Below are 16129 nucleotides of genomic sequence, written 5' to 3'. Positions count from 1 at the left end.
AGATTCTTCGCTGTGTGACGCCGTTCCAGGCCCTGTTCGTCCCTGCAGCGCTGGCGGACGCCGTCGCGGGGCGATCCTGGCTCGCCGCGATGCTCGATGCCGAGAAGGCGCTCGTGAAAGCGGGCGCCGCGACCGGCCTCGTGCCCGAGCCGGCGGCGGCGGCGATCGCAGATGCGTGCTCGGGCGACTACGACTGGGACCAGCTCCTGGAGGAGGGTCGAAGCTCGGGCAATCCCGCGGAGCCGCTGGTGCGCGCGATCGTCGCCCGCGTCGGTGAGGACGACGCGCGCTACGTGCATCTGGGCGCCACGAGCCAGGACGTGCTGGACACCGCCGCGATGCTCGTTGCGCGTCGAGCCCTCGGTTTCGTCCTCGGCGACCTCGCCCGCGTGACCTCTGCCTGTGCGCGGCTGGCGCGCGAGCACCGCGACACACCGATGGCCGGGCGGACGCTCCTCCAGCAGGCGGTCCCCACGACGTTCGGGCTCAAGTCCGCAGGGTGGCTCGTCGCGGTGATGGACGCACGCGCGCGGCTCGTCGAGCTTCGAGAGAGGGGCCTCGCCGCGCAGCTCGGCGGTGCGGCCGGGACGCTCTCGGCGCTCGGTGACCGTGGGCTCGAGCTGTCCGCGCTGTACGCACGCGAGCTCGGCCTCGCGGAGCCCACGCTCCCGTGGCACGCGAACCGCGTCCGGATCGCGGAGCTGGGCGCCGCGCTCGAGATCGCCGCCGGGGTGCTGGGGAAGGTCGGGCTCGATCTGGAGCTCCTCGCGCAGACGGAGGTGGGAGAGGTGCGTGAGGGCGGCGAGGGCGGCGGCTCGTCCGCGATGCCGCACAAGCGGAACCCGGTCGGCGCGATGTGGGCCCGGGCCGGGGCCGCGCTCGTCCGGGGCCACGCGTCGGTGCTGACGGCCGCCCTCGTCGCCGAGCACGAGCGCGCGGGCGGCGCGTGGCAGGCGGAGTGGGACGCGCTCTCGGGGGCGCTCGCGACCACCGGTGGCGCCGCTTCTGCCCTCGCGGGCTCGCTCGAGGGGCTCGAGGTGGACGCGGCCAGGATGCGGACGAACCTCGAGCTCAGCGGGGGCGCCGTCCTCACGGAGCGGCTCGCCGCGATCCTCACAGACCGTCTCGGGCGCATCGCAGCACGGTCGCTCGTGCGGGACGTGTCGCTCCGGGCGAGCGACTCGGGTCGCCCCCTCTCCGAGGAGCTCGCCGAACGCGACACCGGGCTCACCGCCGACGAGCTCGGCGCCGCGCTCGACCCGGCCACGTACCTCGGCTCCGCCGGGGCTCTCGTCGATCGCGCGCTCGCACGCTACGAGGCGGAGCGCACCGAGGAGGAGCGGGAGGGGTGAGGCTGCACCACGTCCTCGACGGGCCTGCAGACGCGCCGGTCGCCGTGCTGGCGAGCTCGCTCGGCACGACGCACGAGATGTGGGAGCCGCAGATCGGCTCCCTCTCCGAGCGCTTCCGGGTCGTCCGCTACGACCGACGCGGCCATGGTCGCTCGCCGGTCGTCGACGGGCCGACGACTCTCGACGACCTGGGTGCGGACATCGTCGAGCTGCTCGACGAGCTCGGCCTCGAGCGCGTGTCGTTCTGCGGGCTGTCGCTCGGCGGTCTGGAGGCGATGTGGCTCGCCCTGAACCGGCCCGAGCGGGTCGAGCGGCTGGTCCTCGCGTGCACGGCGGCGTCCTTCTCTCCGCGGGAGACCTGGGTCGAGCGGGCGGCACTCGTGCGGGCGAACGGCGTGCGCGCGATCGCGGAGGCCGTGCTCGCACGATGGTTCCGCCCGGTCTTCCACGACACGCACTCGGGAGTCGTGACACGCTTCGGGGCGATGCTCGCGTCGACCCCGCCCGAGGGCTACGCCGCCTGCTGCGACGTGCTCGCCGACGCCGACCTGACCGGCCGCCTCGGCGCGATCGCGGCTCCCACGCTCGTCATCACCGGCGCAGAGGATCCTGCCGTACCGCCCGCCGCCGGCGAGGCGCTCGCCGCCGCGATCCCGGAGGCGGCACACGTCGTCGTCGAGGGCGCGGCCCACATCGCGAACGTCGAGCAGCCGGACCTCGTCACGGCGGCGCTCCTGCGCCATCTGGGCCCGGTCGGGAAGGGCGCATGACCGGAGAGGGACGGGACGAGATCCACACCCGCGGCATGGGCGTACGGCGGGCGGTGCTCGGAGACGCGCACGTCGACGGCGCGATCGAGCGCACGACGCCGTTCACGGAGGACTTCCAGGACCTGATCACGCGCTATGCGTGGGGCGAGATCTGGTCCCGTCCGGGCCTCGACCGCCGCACGCGGAGCTGCATCACGCTGACCGCACTCGTTGCGAGCGGGCGCGAGCACGAGCTCGAGATGCACGTCAGGGCGGCGCTCCGCAACGGGCTCACGCCCGACGAGATCGGCGAGGTGCTCCTCCAGTGCGCGGTGTACTGCGGCGTGCCCGCGGCGAACGGTGCGTTCGCCGTCGCCCAGCGCGTGATCGAGAGCGCGGTCGCAGGCGACGAGCCCGGGGCATGACCCGGACACAGGTCGGGATCGTCGGCGCCGGGCCCGCGGGGCTCACGCTGGCGCACCTGCTGCACCTGGAGGGGATCGACTCCGTGATCCTGGAGAGCCGCAGCCGCGAATACGTCGAGGCCCGTGTCCGGGCGGGCGTCCTGGAGCACGACGTGGCCGACCTCTTCGAGCGGGCCGGCGTGGGGGAGCGGATGCGGCGCGAAGGGCTCGTGCACACCGGAGTGGAGCTCCAGTCGGGCCGCGAGCGGCACCGGATCGCGTTCGACGAGCTGACCGGCAAGACGATCGTCGTCTACGGCCAGACCGAGGTCGTGAAGGACCTGATCGAGGCGCGCCTGGCGAGCGGCCGGCGGCTCCACTTCGAGGCCGAGGGTGTCTCGCTCCACGACATCGACGGCGAGCGCCCGCGGATCCGCTACCGGCACGAGGGCGAGGAGCAGGAGTTGGAGTGCGACGTGATAGCGGGGTGCGACGGCTTCCACGGGATCTCGCGAGCGAGCATCCAGCCGAGCGTGCTGCGCGAGTTCCACCGCGAGTACCCCTACGGCTGGCTCGGGATCCTGGCGGAGGTCGCGCCCTCGAACGACGAGCTCATCTACGCGCACAACGAGAGCGGGTTCGCGCTCCTCAGCATGCGCTCGCCCCAGGTCTCGCGCCTCTACCTGCAGTGCGCGCCGGACGAGGATCTCGCACGCTGGCCCGACGAGCGGATCTGGGCCGAGCTCCAGGCACGGCTCGGGGTGGAGAGCTGGACGCTCCGGGAGGGGCCCATCCTGGAAAAGGGAGTCACACCGATGCGGAGCTTCGTGGTCGAGCCGATGCAATGGGGTCGGCTCTACCTGGCCGGGGATGCAGCCCACATCGTCCCGCCCACGGGCGCGAAGGGGCTCAATCTTGCGGTACGCGACGTGCAGGTTCTCGCGGGGGCGCTCACGTCGTGGTACCGGGACGGCGATGCCGCGAGGCTCGACGCCTACTCGGAGACGTGCCTGCGCCGCGTCTGGCGCGCGGAGCACTTCTCCTGGTGGATGACGACGATGCTGCACAGGAGCCCTGACGACGACGAGTTCATGCTGCGGCTGCAGCAGTCGCAGCTCCGCTACCTCCGCACGTCGCGCGTCGCCGCGACATCGCTGGCGGAGAACTACGTCGGCGTCGACCGCGCCTGACGCTGCACTGACATGTCAATAGGATCACCTCGTGGCCTGGCCTCGTGACGACGCGAAGCTCGAGCGCGTCCGCTCGCTGATGGCGGACGAGGGGCTCGACGCGATCGTCGCCCGCGCCCCCGACAACGTCGTCTACCTGACCGACTTCTGGGGGATGAAGGGCTGGGATGCCGTCGTCTTCCCGCGCGAGGGCGAGCCGACGCTCTTCTGCCTCGAGGCGTCTGCCGACGACGCTGCCCGGACGGCGTGGACCGACGACGTGCGGCTGGTCGAGGGCTACCTGCCTGCCGACCCGCGCCCGCCCGTGGTGCGAACGCTCGAGCTCGCGGCGGCGCTCGCCCGCGAGCACGGGACCGTGGGTCTCGAGCTCTCGCTCGGCACCCAGGCCTCCGACCGGATGGTCGGCGAGCCGACCACGTACACGAAGGCGTGGTTCGACGCGTTCCCCGGGGCGGTGGACGCGACGCAGCTCCTGAACGGCGCACGAGCGGTCAAGACCCCGCAGGAGGTCGAGCGCGTGCGCCTCGCCAACGAGATCGCCGCGGCGGCGATGGATCACGTCCGCGGCGTGATCCGGGCGGGCATGACCGAGGCGCAGATCGCAGCGGAGTGGCTCGGTTTCGTCCACGGCGAGGGCACCGGCTGGGGGGGCAAGGTCGAGCTGGCGCTCGGCTTCTCGCTCGTGTGGGCGGGAACGGGGATCAAGACCTTCACCGCCACGTCGAACCTCCCCGTCGTCGAGGGCGAGCCGACGCTCTTCGAGATCTGGGTCTGCGCCGACGGCTACTGGGCCGACCACACGAAGAACCTCGTGGTGGGCGAGCTCACCGAGGCCTATGCCGACCTCGAGGCCGGGCTGCGCGCGGTCTACGACGACGCGGTCGCGTTCTGCGCCCCGGGCGCGAGCCTCGCGGAGCTCGACCGCCGGATCCGCGAGGGGGTCGAGCGGATCGGCTACCCGGGCCAGCCGACGCATCCGATCTGCCACGGCGTCGGAGCCCGCGCGCACGAGCCGCCGTACGCACACCAGGCGGGCGGTGGCGAGGTGCAGGCCGGGATGGTCCTTGCAATCGAGCCAGGATGCTACTGGGAGGGCGGTGGCGGCCTGCGCCTGGAGGACAACTTCCTGATCACCGAAGCGGGCCCCGAGAAGCTGAGCCCGTTCCCCGACGGCATCGTTCAGGCGTGACGCCTGTGTCGAATCACCACGAGGAAGGGTCGGCGTGACGCTTGACCGCTCGAAGGTGTGGACGGGCTCGATCAACGAGCAGGCGCTCGAGCCGCAGCCTCGGGCGACCGTCGGCCTCTACGACACGACGCTCAGGGACGGGGAGCAGACGATCGGGGTCGTCCTCACCCCGGACGACAAGCTCGAGATCGCCCGCGCGCTCGACGCGGCCGGGGTCGACCGCATCGAGGCGGGGTTCCCGCGCGTCTCGAAGGAGGACTTCGAGGCCGTCCGCATGATCGCCGACGCGGGGTTACGGGCGGAGGTGTGGGGCTTCTCGCGCGCGGTGCAGGCGGACGTCGAGGCGCTCGTGGAGCTCGGCGTGCAGGCCTCGGTGATCGAGAGCCCGATCTCGGAGGGCAAGCTCGAGGCCCTGGGAGTCTCGCGGGACGTGATGCTGGAGCGCATCCGCACCGCGGTCTCGTTCGCGACCGAGCACGGCATCAGGGTCGCCTTCTTCGGCGTCGACTCCTCCCGCGCGGAGCTCGAGTTCTTCGACCGGGCGTACACCGCCGCGGTCGAGGCGGGCGCCGCGGAAGTGGTGGTCGTCGACACCCTCGGCATCGCGACGCCGGAGGCGGCCGCATTCCTCGTCTCGCGGGCCGTCGACCGGCTCGACCTCCCCGTCCACTGGCACGGCCACGACGACTTCGGGCTCGGGACGGCGGCCGCGATCGCCGCCGTCCAGGCAGGCGCGAGCTGGGTCCAGGGGACGGTCAACGGCATGGGCGAACGCGCCGGCAACGCCGACCTCGTCGAGGTCGCGCTGGCGCTCGAGGCGCTGTACGGGATCCCGACGAGGCTCGACCTGACCCAGGCGCGCGCGCTCTCCCGGCTCGTCGCCGAGCGCGCGGGCACGCCGCTGCCGCCGTGGAAGGCCGTCACGGGCGAGGCGCTCTTCACGAGGGAGTCCGGCGCCGTGGCGGCCCAGTTCCACGACCCTCCCGCGATCGAGCCGTACTCCTCGGAGCTCGTCGGCGCAGAGCGTGGCATCGTGCTGGGGAAGAAGAGCGGGATCGACTCGATCCGCATCGCGCTCGACCGCCTGGGCCTGGACGTCCCCGCCGACCGCCACCCCGAGATCCTGGCCGCGGTGAAGAAGCTGGGCACGCAGAAGGAGCGGCTCGTGACCGACACCGAGCTGCGCCGAATCGTGAGACGCACGACAGGAGGTGCCGATGGCACGTGAGCTCGTCAACCCACCGGAGCTGCATCCCGCCCCGGGGTTCAGTCACGTCGCGATCGCCGAGGGGACACGGGTGGTCCACTGCGCGGGTCAGCTCGGCCTCGAGGCGGACTTCTCCCTCGCCGCCGAGGACCTCCACGGGCAGACGGTGAAGGCGATGCGGAACGTCGAGGTGGCGCTGCGGGCGGCCGGCGTCGCGTGGGACGACGTCGTCCGGCGCACGATCTACACGACCGAGCCGACGGCGTACGAGGTGATCACGCAGGCGATCGACGAGGTGACGGGGGGCGCAGAGCACCCCGCACAGACGATCGTCGGGGTCACCGGGCTCGCCGTCCCGGGCTGCCTGATCGAGATCGAGTGCACAGCGGTCTCGGGCTGAGGCCGCTCGAGCGAAGCCAGGGGACGCGATGCCGCTCGACCGCCAGTCGTTCTTCGAGGTCATGGCGTCGTTCCCGTCGGGGGTTGCGATCGTCACCACCCTCTCCGACGACGGCGTCCCCCGCGGGCTGACGACCACTGCGGTCTGCAGCGTCTCGGCGCACCCGCCCACGATCCTCGTGTGCGTCGACCTGGCCTCCCGCACGCTGGCGGCGCTCCGCGCGCGGCGGGGCTTCGTCGTGAACTTCATGGGCGAAGGGCGCAGCGAGCTGTGCCTGCTGTTCGCGTCGAAGGCGGAGGACAAGTTCGCCCAGGTCGCCTGGCGGCCGACGGAGGAGGGTCTCCCGCTCCTCCACGAGGACGTGCTCGCCTGGGCGGAGTGCACGACCATCGAGGAGCACGAGGTCGGCGATCACGTCGTGCTCCTCGCGCTCGTCGAGGACGGCGGCGTGCAGCCGGAGCTCGGTCCCCCGCTTCTCTACTACCGGCGCTCGTGGGGCGTCTGGTCGCCGGTGCACGAGGCCGAGGAGCCCGACCCCGTGAGGATCCCGGCGATCGAGGTCAGCGCCCGGGACCTCCGGTGGCAGGGAGCCGAGTTCTGACGTGGGGGAGCCCCATGGTTCCCGCACGAGCCCCCTCCTTCTCGATGTGGGGGAACCCATGGTTGTTCAGGGATCTGCCCCGCCGCAGGCGGGGATCCGAGCGGCAGGATTCCGTCCTGCGGAATCCTGCTCGCGAACAGACCCGGCGTTGACTGTCATGTCAGCCGGGTGGGATACTCGGTCAACTTGACATGTCACCACGGGGAGGACAGTCGATGCGGTTCAGCCTGTACACGGAGATGCAGCTCCACGAGGGGAAGAGCCCCCAGCAGCTCTACGGGGAGGTGCTGGAGCAGATCGAGAACGCCGACCGTCTCGGGTACGACTGCTACGCGTCGATCGAGCACTTCTTCTTCCCGAAGTTCTCCGTCTCGGCGCATCCGACCGCGCTCTTCGCAGCCGCGGCCCAGCGGACGAAGCAGATCCACTTCCGCACGATGCTGCACGCCCTGCCGTACCACAACCCGATGGTGCTGGCGTCCGAGATCGCCGTCACCGACATCCTCACCGACGGTCGCTACGAGTGGGGCGTCGGACGCGGCCACGGGTGGATCCCCGAGAAGGCCGGGGTCCCGCTCGACGAGCACGCCCGGCCCCGCTACGAGGAGGCTGTCGACCTGCTCTTCACGGCGCTGGGCCAGGAGCGCTTCTCGCACAAGGGCGAGTACTTCGAGGTGGCCGACTCGCACATCGTGCCGTTCCCCACGCGCAGGTTCAGGATCTTCCTGGGCGGCACCTCGGACAGGACCTACGAGCTCGCCGCAGAGCACGGCTGGGGCGTGGCCGTGCCGCCGCTCCTGCCGTACAAGGCTCTCGAGGAGCAGCTCGACCTCTATCGGGCGAAGTGCGCGGAGCACGGCAACGAGCCCGACATCGTCTGGATCCACGCCTGTCATCTCGACGAGGATCGCGATACCGCGATGCGCGAGGCGCGCGACTGGGTCACGAAGTTCATCTACGGGAACAGCTCACCGCTGCTCGAGTACGAGAAGCCGGCGGCGGACGCTCTCGGCAAGGCCGGCTACGGCTTCTACGCGTCGGGGATCATGGAGCAGCTGGCGGAGGTGCCCTTCGAGCAGCTCGTCGAGGAGGATTACGTCTGGGTCGGCACACCGGACGAGATCGTCGCGCGGATCGAGGAAACCACCAAGATCTGCCCCGGGATCTCGGAGATCGGCATCACGGTCAACGCAGGCGGCGCCCCGCACTGGATGGCGATCAAGAACCAGGAGATCTTCGCCGCCCAGGTGATCCCGCGCGTCCAGGCGGCGGCCCCGGCCGGAGTGGCTCAGGTCGCATAGTGCCACCCCGGGCAGTGCGCTCCAGCGCCACGAGGCCGTATCTCCGGAAGGGGCATGGGTGATCGAGCGGGTGTGCGTGATCGGTGCCGGGGTGATCGGGAGCCTCTTCGCCGGCCATCTCGCACAGGTCGCCGAGGTGTCGGTGTTGACGCGTCGCCGCGAGCACGCAGACGCGCTGAACCGCGACGGGCTGCGGGTCACCGGGCGCAGCGACCTCCATGCCGACGTCACGGCGGCGGCGGACCCGGAGGAGCTGGAGCCGTTCGACCTCGGGATCATCGCGACGAAGGCGAACGGCCTCGAGGAGGCGGCCGCCTCCCTCGAGGGCCGGTTCCCGGACGCGATGCTGATGACGACGCTCAACGGCCTCGGCGCCGAGGACGTCGTGCGCGCGCACGGCGACTGGCCGCTCGTCTCCGCCGTCACGTTCATGTCCGGCACGAAGCACTCCGACACCGAGGTGGAGTACATCCTCGACACCGCCACCTGGATGGGGCCCTACGAGGACACGCCCCTCGAGCGGGTGGAGGAGACCGGTGAGCTGGTTCGCCGCGCCGGGCTGAAGGCCGAGGTGCTGCCCGACCTGCGGCCCGCCCAGTGGTCGAAGCTGATCTTCAACGCGACGGTCAACTCCGTCGCAGCGCTCACCGGCCTCCGCCACGACTTCCACTTCGCCGCGGAGGACGAGCCCACCGACCTCGGGCACCTCGTCCACGACCTCGTCGACGAGGGCAAGGCGGTGGCCGACGCCGCCGGCATCGAGCTCCACGAGGACCCGTGGGAGATGAACGTCCTCGCGACCCGGCGGGGCTCGGCGCACTATCCGTCGATGCTCGAGGACGTCGAACTGCACAGGCCGACCGAAATCGACCTCATCACCGGCTCGCTCGTCCGCGAGGCCGGAAGGCACGGAGTGCCGGTGCCCCTGCACACGGCGCTGTACCGCCTCGTCCGGGCGAAGGAGGCGCCCTGGCGGGAATCGGAGTCAACAAGTCAAGCGCACCAGGAGGCGTGATGACACCCAGGAAGACAGGGGCGCTCGCGGCGCTGTTCGCGACGCTCGCCGTGGTCGCGGCGATCACCGCGGCGACCACGACTGCGGCACCATCCAGCCCGATCGTGATCGGCTGGGCATTCGACGGGAACGGTGCAATGGCGCCGTTCGACGGCCCGGCCCTCGCTGCCGCCAAGATCCGCGTGAACCAGGTCAACGCCAAGGGCGGCGTCAACGGCAGGAAGCTGCGGATCGCGACGTGCGACACCCAGGGCAACAAGCCCGCGATCGCCCGCGCCTGCGCGGCGAGACTGCTCTCGCGGGGCGCGCACGTGATGTTCACGACCTGCGACGTCGACTTCGCCGCTCCCGTCGTGCAGGAGACGATCAACCGGGGCGTCCTCGCGGTCGCGCCGTGCATCGGCACGGACCAGATGGGCCCGAAGCGCTTCGGCGCCAAGGGAAGGCTCGCGTTCTCGTTCGGCAACGTCGCGCAGGACGAGGGGTCCGCGATGGCGGAGTACGCCTGGAGCAAGGGGTGGCGGAACGCAAGCCTCGCGACCGACACCGTGATCGTCTACTTCCGTGATGTCGTGAAGGCCTTCAAGGCCCGCTACACGCAGCTCGGCGGGAAGATCGTCGCCGAGGAGAGCTACCAGTCGCTCGGCTCGACGAACATCACGAACGCGGTGACGCGGCTGAACGGCCGCCGCGCCGACGTGATCGTGACGGCGACGGCCGGGGCATTCGGGGCGCTCCCGCAGATGATCTCGGGGCTCCGCACGCTCGGCAACAACACGCCTGTTCTCAACTCGTGGGCCGGTGACGGGGTCTACTGGGTGACGAAGGAGCCGCAGGTGACGAACTACTACTTCGTCACGTTCGCCTCGATCTTCGGCGACGATCCCGTCAAGGGGATCAACACGCTCGCGAAGACCCTCAAGGCGGGCACGGGCGGGTTCGTGACCGGCTCGGCGGCGATCGACGGCGTCGCCACGGCGATCCGGCGGTCGGGCGGCTCGACGAACGGCGCCCGCCTCGCGGCCACGATGGAGAGGTTCAGGAAGGTCCCGACGCTGTCGGGCCTCGTGAGCTTCTCGCCGTCGTTCCACACCGTGTTCGGCCGGCAGTACCGCGTGATCCAGATCCAGAACAACAAGGGCAAGCGCATCGGCACCGTCGTCGCGAAGGTCGTCCCGAAGATCTAGGGCGGCCTCCGATCGACACGGTGAGCCAGGCGCGGGAAGACCGGCGGCCCGGAGGAGCACTCCGGGCCGCCGACGTCTCCCGCTCGTTCGAGGGCGTCCACGCCGTTCAGGGCGTGTCTCTGACCCTGCACCGCCATGAGGTGATCGGCCTGATCGGGCCGAACGGTGCGGGGAAGTCGACGCTCGTGAACCTGCTCACGGGGTTCGACCTGCCGTCGTCGGGCACGGTCGAGCTGGACGGCCGTGACGTCACGCGCTGGAGCGCGAGCAGACGGGGCCGCCACGGCCTCGCGCGCACGTTCCAGCACAGCCATGCCTTCCGCTCGCTCACCGTGCGCGAGAACGTCGAGGTGGCGGCGCTCGGGGTCGGTGCCTCGCCTGCCACGGCGCGGCGGAGGGCGGACGAGCTGCTCGACCTCGTCGCGCTCGCCGACCACGCGGACGCTCCGGCCGGAGCGCTCGCGCACGGCGTCGAGCGGCGTCTCGGCGTCGCCCGGGCGCTGGCCACGGAGCCGACGTTCGTCCTCATGGACGAGCCCGCCGCGGGCCTTCCCGAGGCCGAGGTGCCCGAGTTCGCGGCGGTCGTGCGCTCGGTGCGCGACGACCACGGCGCCGGGGTCCTGCTGATCGACCACAACATGGCGCTGATCATGGACGTCTGCGAGCGGATCCACGTGCTCGACCACGGCCGGACGCTCGCGGAGGGCACGCCCACGGAGATCCGCGCCAACCTCGACGTCTCGGCCGCGTACCTCGGCGAGAGCGCCGTCCACGAGGGGCTGTCCTGAGCGCGACGCCCCGCCTCGTCGTCTCCGACCTCGAGGTGCGCTACGGCGGCGTCGCCGCCGTCCGCGGCGTCTCGCTCGAGGTCCGGCCGGGGGAGATCGTCGGGCTGATCGGCCCGAACGGCGCGGGGAAGTCGTCGACCCTGCACGCGATCATGGGCCTCGTCCGGCCCTCGGGCGGCGACGTCGAGCTGGACGGCCGCTCGCTGCGCGGGCGGCCGCCGGAGGCCGTCGCGCGGAGCGGCGTCGCGCTCGTCCCGGAGGGCCGACGGATCTTCGGCGAGCTGACCGTCGAGGAGAACCTCCGGCTCGGGCTCTCGGGCCGGCGGTCGCAGGACGGCGCCTCCGAGGACGTCGAGCGCGTCATCGAGATGTTCCCCGTCGTCGGCGAGTTCCGCCGCCGCCATGCGGGCGTCCTGTCCGGCGGGCAGCAGCAGCAGCTCGCGATCGCGCGGGCGCTCGTCTCGGCTCCCGAGGTGCTGCTGCTGGACGAGCCGTCGCTCGGCCTCTCGCCGACCGTGACGGACCTCGTCTTCGGGGCGCTCGAGACGATCCGGGAGGACGGGATGGCGATCCTCCTGGTGGAGCAGCGCGCCCAGCGCACGGTCGCCCTCTCGGATCGCTCGCTCGTGCTCGCGAACGGCGAGGTGCGGCTGACCCTGACGCCCGACGACGCCGGGGACACGGAGCGGATGATCCAGGCGTACCTCTCGTGACCGGGCTCCTCGCCAGCGGGCTCACCGACTTCCTGAGCTCCGCCGTCGACCCCCAGGTGCAGGTCGACGCAATCGGCATCGGCTCGATCTACGCGCTGATGGCCGTCGGGATCGGCCTCGTCTTCGGCGTCCTGCGCCTCGTCAACTTCGCCTACGGGCAGCTCGTCATGGCGGGCGCGTTCGCCCTCGCGTTCGCCTCGGACCGCGACTGGCCCGTCTGGGGCGGGATCGCGCTCTGCTTCCTCGTCGTGATCGCGCTGTCGCTCGCGATGGATCGTGTCGTCTTCCGCCCGCTGCGGACGCAGTCGGCGGCGACCATGCTCGTCGCGACGTTCGCCGTCGCCTTCCTCCTGCAGGCCGTCGCGCTCTTGATCGACCAGTCGGACGACACACTCGGAGAGCCTGCGGCGTCGCTCGCGAAGTTGAACCTGCCCTGGACGATCTGGGGGACGGAGGTGAGGAAGATCACCGTCGTCGCGATCGTCACGGCGATCGTCTGCCTGGTCGCGCTCGTGCTGTTCCTCGGGAGGACGACGGTGGGCCTGCAGATGCGCGCGGCGTCGATGGACTTCGAGACCGCACGGCTGCTCGGCGTCCGCGCCAACCGGGTGATCGGCTCCGCCGTGCTGGTCTCGGGGATCCTGGCTGCGGTCGTCGCGGTGATGATGACCGTGCAGCAGCCGCTCGTGACGTCGACGTTCGCGCTCCGCGAGACGATCGTCGTGCTCGCGGGTGTCGTCCTCGGGGGCATGAACCGGCTCATCTCCGCGACACTCGGCGGCTTCGCGATCGGCTACGCGTCCGGCCTGCTCGGCGGCGCGCTGCCCACCGCGCAGAGCCAGTATCTGCCGTCGTTCCTGTTCGGGCTGGTGATCGTGATCCTCATCCTCCGGCCGGGCGGCCTGTTCACGCGGGCCGGCGGGGCCGTGGAGCGGGTGTGAGGCGCCTCCCGACGTTCCTGCCGGTGCTGGCCCCGGCGGCGCTCGTCGCCGTGACGGCCGTCGTCGGCAGCTTCTTCGAGCGCTCGACCGAGATCTACTTCATCAACGCGCTCGTGTCCGTGTCGATGGTCGTGGCGCTCTACGTGTTCGTCGGCAACTCGGGCGTTCTCTCGTTCGGGCACATCAGCTTCGTCGCCATCGGCGCCTGGGCCGCCGGCGTGCTCTCCGTCCCCGTCGCCGAGAAGCCCGCGACGATGCCCTCCCTGTTCGGCTTCTTGGCCGACACGACGGTGGGGAACGTCCCCTCGCTCCTGCTCGCCGCGCTTGCCGGCGGGGTCTTCGCGCTCCTCGCCGGGCTGCCCTTGATGCGCCTCTCGGGGCTCGCGGCGGGCATCGCGACGTTCGCGGTGCTCGAGATCACGAACAACATCCTGCGCTACTACGAGAAGATCGGGCCCGGCCTGAACGTCTTCTCCTCCGTGTCCGAGACCACGGACACGGTGCAGGCCGCGGTCGGCGCCGTCGTGGCGATCGTCGTCGCCTTCGCGTACCAGATCAGCAGGTACGGGCGCCAGCTGCGGGCAGCCCGCGACGACGCGCCGGCCGCTCGCGCGGTCGGCATCTCCGTCTACCGTCAGCGACTGATCGCCTTCGTGCTCTCGGGCGCCGTGGCCGGCTTCGCCGGAGGCCTGTACGTGCACTACCTGCCGATCAACGTCGACGCCGTCTATCTCGACCTGACGTTCATCACCCTGGCGATGCTCGTGATCGGCGGGATGACGAGCCTGTGGGGCGCGGTCGTCGGCGCGCTCGCAGTCTCGGGGCTCGACTCGCTGCTCGCCGAGGCCGAGAACGGCGCCATGGGCGTCGACCTGCCCTCCGGCAGCCGGATCGTCGTGGTAGGGGCGCTGATGGCGCTCGTCCTGATCCTCCGCCCGACAGGGATCACGGCGGGCAAGGAGGTCACGTTCGCCCGGCTCGCGCGAGCCCGGCCCGAGAGAGGAGGCACATGAGGATCTGCGTGGTCGGGTGCGGTGCAGTGGGCTCGCTGTTCGCGGCCAACCTGGCGACACTCGCGGACGTGGAGGTGTGGGCGTTCGATTTGAACAAAGCGCATATCGCTGCTATCAAAAAGAGAGGTTTGCAATTGATCGGAGCGGGTGAGGTCGTCGGCCGCCCGACCGCCACGAGCGACCCTGCGGCGATCCCGCCGTGCGACTTCGGGATCGTCGCAACGAAGGCGATGCACGCCGCCGCGGCGATCTCCGCCACCGCCGACGTGTTCTCGGCGGGGGCGGTGGCCTCCGTGATGAACGGGGTCGGGAACGAGGAGACGCTCTCCGAGCACGTCGAGCGCGTGATCCGCGGGACGACCTTCCCTGCGGGCAAGCTGCTCGAGCCGGGGGTGGTGCAGTGGGACGTCAAGGGCGACACGACCTTCGGCCCGTTCGAGCCACGGCCGATCGCGGTCGACGCGATCGAGCCGCTCGCCGACGCCTGCACGCGTGCCGGGATGCCGGCCGTCGCGGTCGAAGACGCGCGGCCGGGCCAGTGGCGCAAGGTGATCTTCAACGCTGCCACCAACCCGATGGGCGCTCTGACGGGGCTGACCCATGGGCGGGTGTGCGAGCGGCCGGATCTCCGCGCCGTCGTCTCCGGGCTCGTCGACGAGGGCAAGGCGGTCGCCGCGGCGCAGGGCATCGAGCTCGACGCCGACCCGGAGGAGCTGATCGACCACGCCGCGCGCCCGGACGTGGCGTACGGCCACAAGGCCTCGATGCTGCAGGACGTCGAGGCGCGCAGGGCGACCGAGATCGACTTCCTGAACGGGGGGATCGCGCGCTTCGGGCGCGAGCTGGGGGTGCCGACCCCTCTCCACGACACCATCACCGCGCTCATCAAGGGGGTTGAAGCCTCATGGCAGCAGTAGAGGAGAACAGCGCGGGCGCCGGGCTGCGGACCGGCGCCGGCACCGGTTCCGCGGAGCTCGACCGGCGGTTCGCGAACGTGCGTGCGGCGATGGCCGAGCACGCGCTCGACGGCCTGGTCGTCGCGGGCAGCGAGTACTCGGGCTTCGAGGGGGCGGTCACGTATCTCTCCGGCTTCCAGATCGTCCACCGGTACGCCTACGTCGTCGTGCCGCCCGAGCGCGATCCCTTCGTCGTGTTCCCCGCGGAGGCCCGCTACGTCGGCGAGCACGGGACGGCGCTGATCGAGCAGCGCTTCGATCCGCACCCGGGGGCCGCGATCGTGGCGTACGCGAGAGATGCGCGGTGGAGGCGAATCGGGGTCTACGGGCTGGACTACGTGATGACCGTGCGGGACTACCGGCCGCTCGAGGGCTTCGAGATCGTGCCCTTCGACGTCGAGTTCGACCTGGCGCGTGCGGTCAAGAGCGAGGCCGAGCTCGTCAGCGTCCGTGACTCGGTGCGGATCAACCGTCGCGGCTTCGAGATCTGGGCGGACGCGTACGCGCCCGGACGCACCGCGGCGGAGGTGATGGCCGTCGCGGAGGAGTACTTCATCGCCGAGGGCTGCGGCCGGCTGACGATGAACATGGTGCTCACCGCACCGGGACGCTCGGGGGTGGCGCTGCCCGAGTTCAAGATCGCCCGCAAGGAGGAGGTTCTCGGTGACTTCGTGCTGCCGTCCCTCGAGGTCGCCGGCCCGGGCATGCACTGGGTGGAGGTCTCGCGCGCCGTGGCGGCCCAGGGCACGCCGCTGTCGGAGGACACGAAGGCCATGGCCGAGGCGTACGACGAGTACTTCGAGGCCGCGAAGACCGCGATGCGGGCGGGCGCCAGCTGCCACGACGTGCACGTGGCCGTGTCGAAGGGGTTCTCCGACCGCGGCTACCACCTCGGCCACGTCACGGGCCATTCGATCGGGATGACGATGATCGAGTTCCCGAAGGTGGGGGAGGGGGTCGAGACGGAGCTCAGGGAGAACATGGTGCTGTCCATGCACCCGCACGCGATCGCGGCGAACGGCGAGGATTGCCTGTACATGCAGGACACCTGGCTCGTCACCGCCGAGGGCGGCGTCCCGCTCGCAGGCCTGCCGATGGAGATCGTCGTCCGTGGGGACTGATC

The 16129-nt window shown here is 71.2% G+C and carries 17 protein-coding genes; all 17 read left to right on the top strand.

Annotation, left to right across the window (positions count from 1 at the left end; translation table 11 throughout):
- Positions 1–14: 14 nt before the first annotated feature.
- The 17 genes from pcaB (at position 15) to VFO26_RS14250 (ending at position 16127) form a co-directional block, all read left to right on the top strand.
- Positions 15–1352, top strand: coding sequence for a 3-carboxy-cis,cis-muconate cycloisomerase (gene pcaB / locus VFO26_RS14330; protein WP_325115721.1), 1338 nt, complete (start codon positions 15–17; stop codon positions 1350–1352).
- Complete coding sequence (pcaD, locus tag VFO26_RS14325; RefSeq protein ID WP_325115720.1) at positions 1349–2122, top strand: 3-oxoadipate enol-lactonase; 774 nt, start codon at positions 1349–1351, stop codon at positions 2120–2122. The genes pcaB and pcaD overlap by 4 nt, the downstream gene beginning before the upstream one ends.
- Positions 2119–2526, top strand: coding sequence for a 4-carboxymuconolactone decarboxylase (gene pcaC / locus VFO26_RS14320; protein ID WP_325115718.1), 408 nt, complete (start codon positions 2119–2121; stop codon positions 2524–2526). The genes pcaD and pcaC overlap by 4 nt, the downstream gene beginning before the upstream one ends.
- Positions 2523–3695, top strand: a complete 1173-nt coding sequence (gene pobA / locus VFO26_RS14315; RefSeq protein WP_325115717.1) for a 4-hydroxybenzoate 3-monooxygenase — start codon at positions 2523–2525, stop codon at positions 3693–3695. Before pcaC ends, pobA begins: the two co-directional genes overlap by 4 nt.
- 31 nt (positions 3696–3726) lie before the next feature.
- On the top strand, positions 3727–4884 hold the full coding sequence (locus VFO26_RS14310; RefSeq protein ID WP_325115716.1) for a Xaa-Pro peptidase family protein: 1158 nt from the start codon (positions 3727–3729) through the stop codon (positions 4882–4884).
- 34 nt (positions 4885–4918) lie between these two features.
- Positions 4919–6112, top strand: a complete 1194-nt coding sequence (locus tag VFO26_RS14305; protein WP_325115715.1) for a homocitrate synthase/isopropylmalate synthase family protein — start codon at positions 4919–4921, stop codon at positions 6110–6112.
- On the top strand, positions 6102–6491 hold the full coding sequence (locus tag VFO26_RS14300; RefSeq protein WP_325115713.1) for a RidA family protein: 390 nt from the start codon (positions 6102–6104) through the stop codon (positions 6489–6491). The genes VFO26_RS14305 and VFO26_RS14300 overlap by 11 nt, the downstream gene beginning before the upstream one ends.
- A 28-nt stretch (positions 6492–6519) precedes the next feature.
- Positions 6520–7092 carry a flavin reductase family protein gene (locus VFO26_RS14295; protein WP_325115712.1) on the top strand — a complete coding sequence of 191 codons (573 nt, stop codon included), beginning with the start codon at positions 6520–6522 and terminating at the stop codon, positions 7090–7092.
- A 215-nt stretch (positions 7093–7307) separates the two neighbouring features.
- A complete protein-coding gene (locus VFO26_RS14290; RefSeq protein WP_325115711.1) occupies positions 7308–8393 on the top strand; it encodes an LLM class flavin-dependent oxidoreductase in 1086 nt (361 codons plus the stop codon).
- Between the two features lie 58 nt (positions 8394–8451).
- On the top strand, positions 8452–9408 hold the full coding sequence (locus VFO26_RS14285) for a 2-dehydropantoate 2-reductase (protein ID WP_325115710.1): 957 nt from the start codon (positions 8452–8454) through the stop codon (positions 9406–9408).
- On the top strand, positions 9408–10595 hold the full coding sequence (locus tag VFO26_RS14280) for an ABC transporter substrate-binding protein (protein ID WP_325115709.1): 1188 nt from the start codon (positions 9408–9410) through the stop codon (positions 10593–10595). Before VFO26_RS14285 ends, VFO26_RS14280 begins: the two co-directional genes overlap by 1 nt.
- A 20-nt stretch (positions 10596–10615) precedes the next feature.
- A complete protein-coding gene (locus VFO26_RS14275; protein ID WP_325115708.1) occupies positions 10616–11383 on the top strand; it encodes an ABC transporter ATP-binding protein in 768 nt (255 codons plus the stop codon).
- A gap of 35 nt (positions 11384–11418) precedes the next feature.
- Positions 11419–12096, top strand: a complete 678-nt coding sequence (locus tag VFO26_RS14270) for an ABC transporter ATP-binding protein (RefSeq protein WP_325115707.1) — start codon at positions 11419–11421, stop codon at positions 12094–12096.
- Positions 12093–13037, top strand: a complete 945-nt coding sequence (locus VFO26_RS14265; protein WP_325115706.1) for a branched-chain amino acid ABC transporter permease — start codon at positions 12093–12095, stop codon at positions 13035–13037. The genes VFO26_RS14270 and VFO26_RS14265 overlap by 4 nt, the downstream gene beginning before the upstream one ends.
- Positions 13034–14050: a branched-chain amino acid ABC transporter permease gene (locus VFO26_RS14260; protein ID WP_325115705.1), complete on the top strand. Its 1017-nt coding sequence runs from the start codon at positions 13034–13036 to the stop codon at positions 14048–14050. The genes VFO26_RS14265 and VFO26_RS14260 overlap by 4 nt, the downstream gene beginning before the upstream one ends.
- On the top strand, positions 14047–14967 hold the full coding sequence (locus tag VFO26_RS14255; RefSeq protein ID WP_325115704.1) for a 2-dehydropantoate 2-reductase: 921 nt from the start codon (positions 14047–14049) through the stop codon (positions 14965–14967). Before VFO26_RS14260 ends, VFO26_RS14255 begins: the two co-directional genes overlap by 4 nt.
- Positions 14955–16127 (top strand): M24 family metallopeptidase, encoded by a 1173-nt coding sequence (locus tag VFO26_RS14250; RefSeq protein ID WP_325115703.1) that lies wholly within the window; start codon positions 14955–14957, stop codon positions 16125–16127. The genes VFO26_RS14255 and VFO26_RS14250 overlap by 13 nt, the downstream gene beginning before the upstream one ends.
- The last annotated feature ends 2 nt before the right edge of the window (positions 16128–16129 follow it).

It is taken from the genome of Gaiella sp. (assembly GCF_035710885.1).
Taxonomy (GTDB): Bacteria; Actinomycetota; Thermoleophilia; order Gaiellales; family Gaiellaceae; genus Gaiella.
The sequence above is the reverse complement of the archived record's forward strand: the minus strand, read 5'-3'. Positions and strand labels throughout refer to the sequence as shown.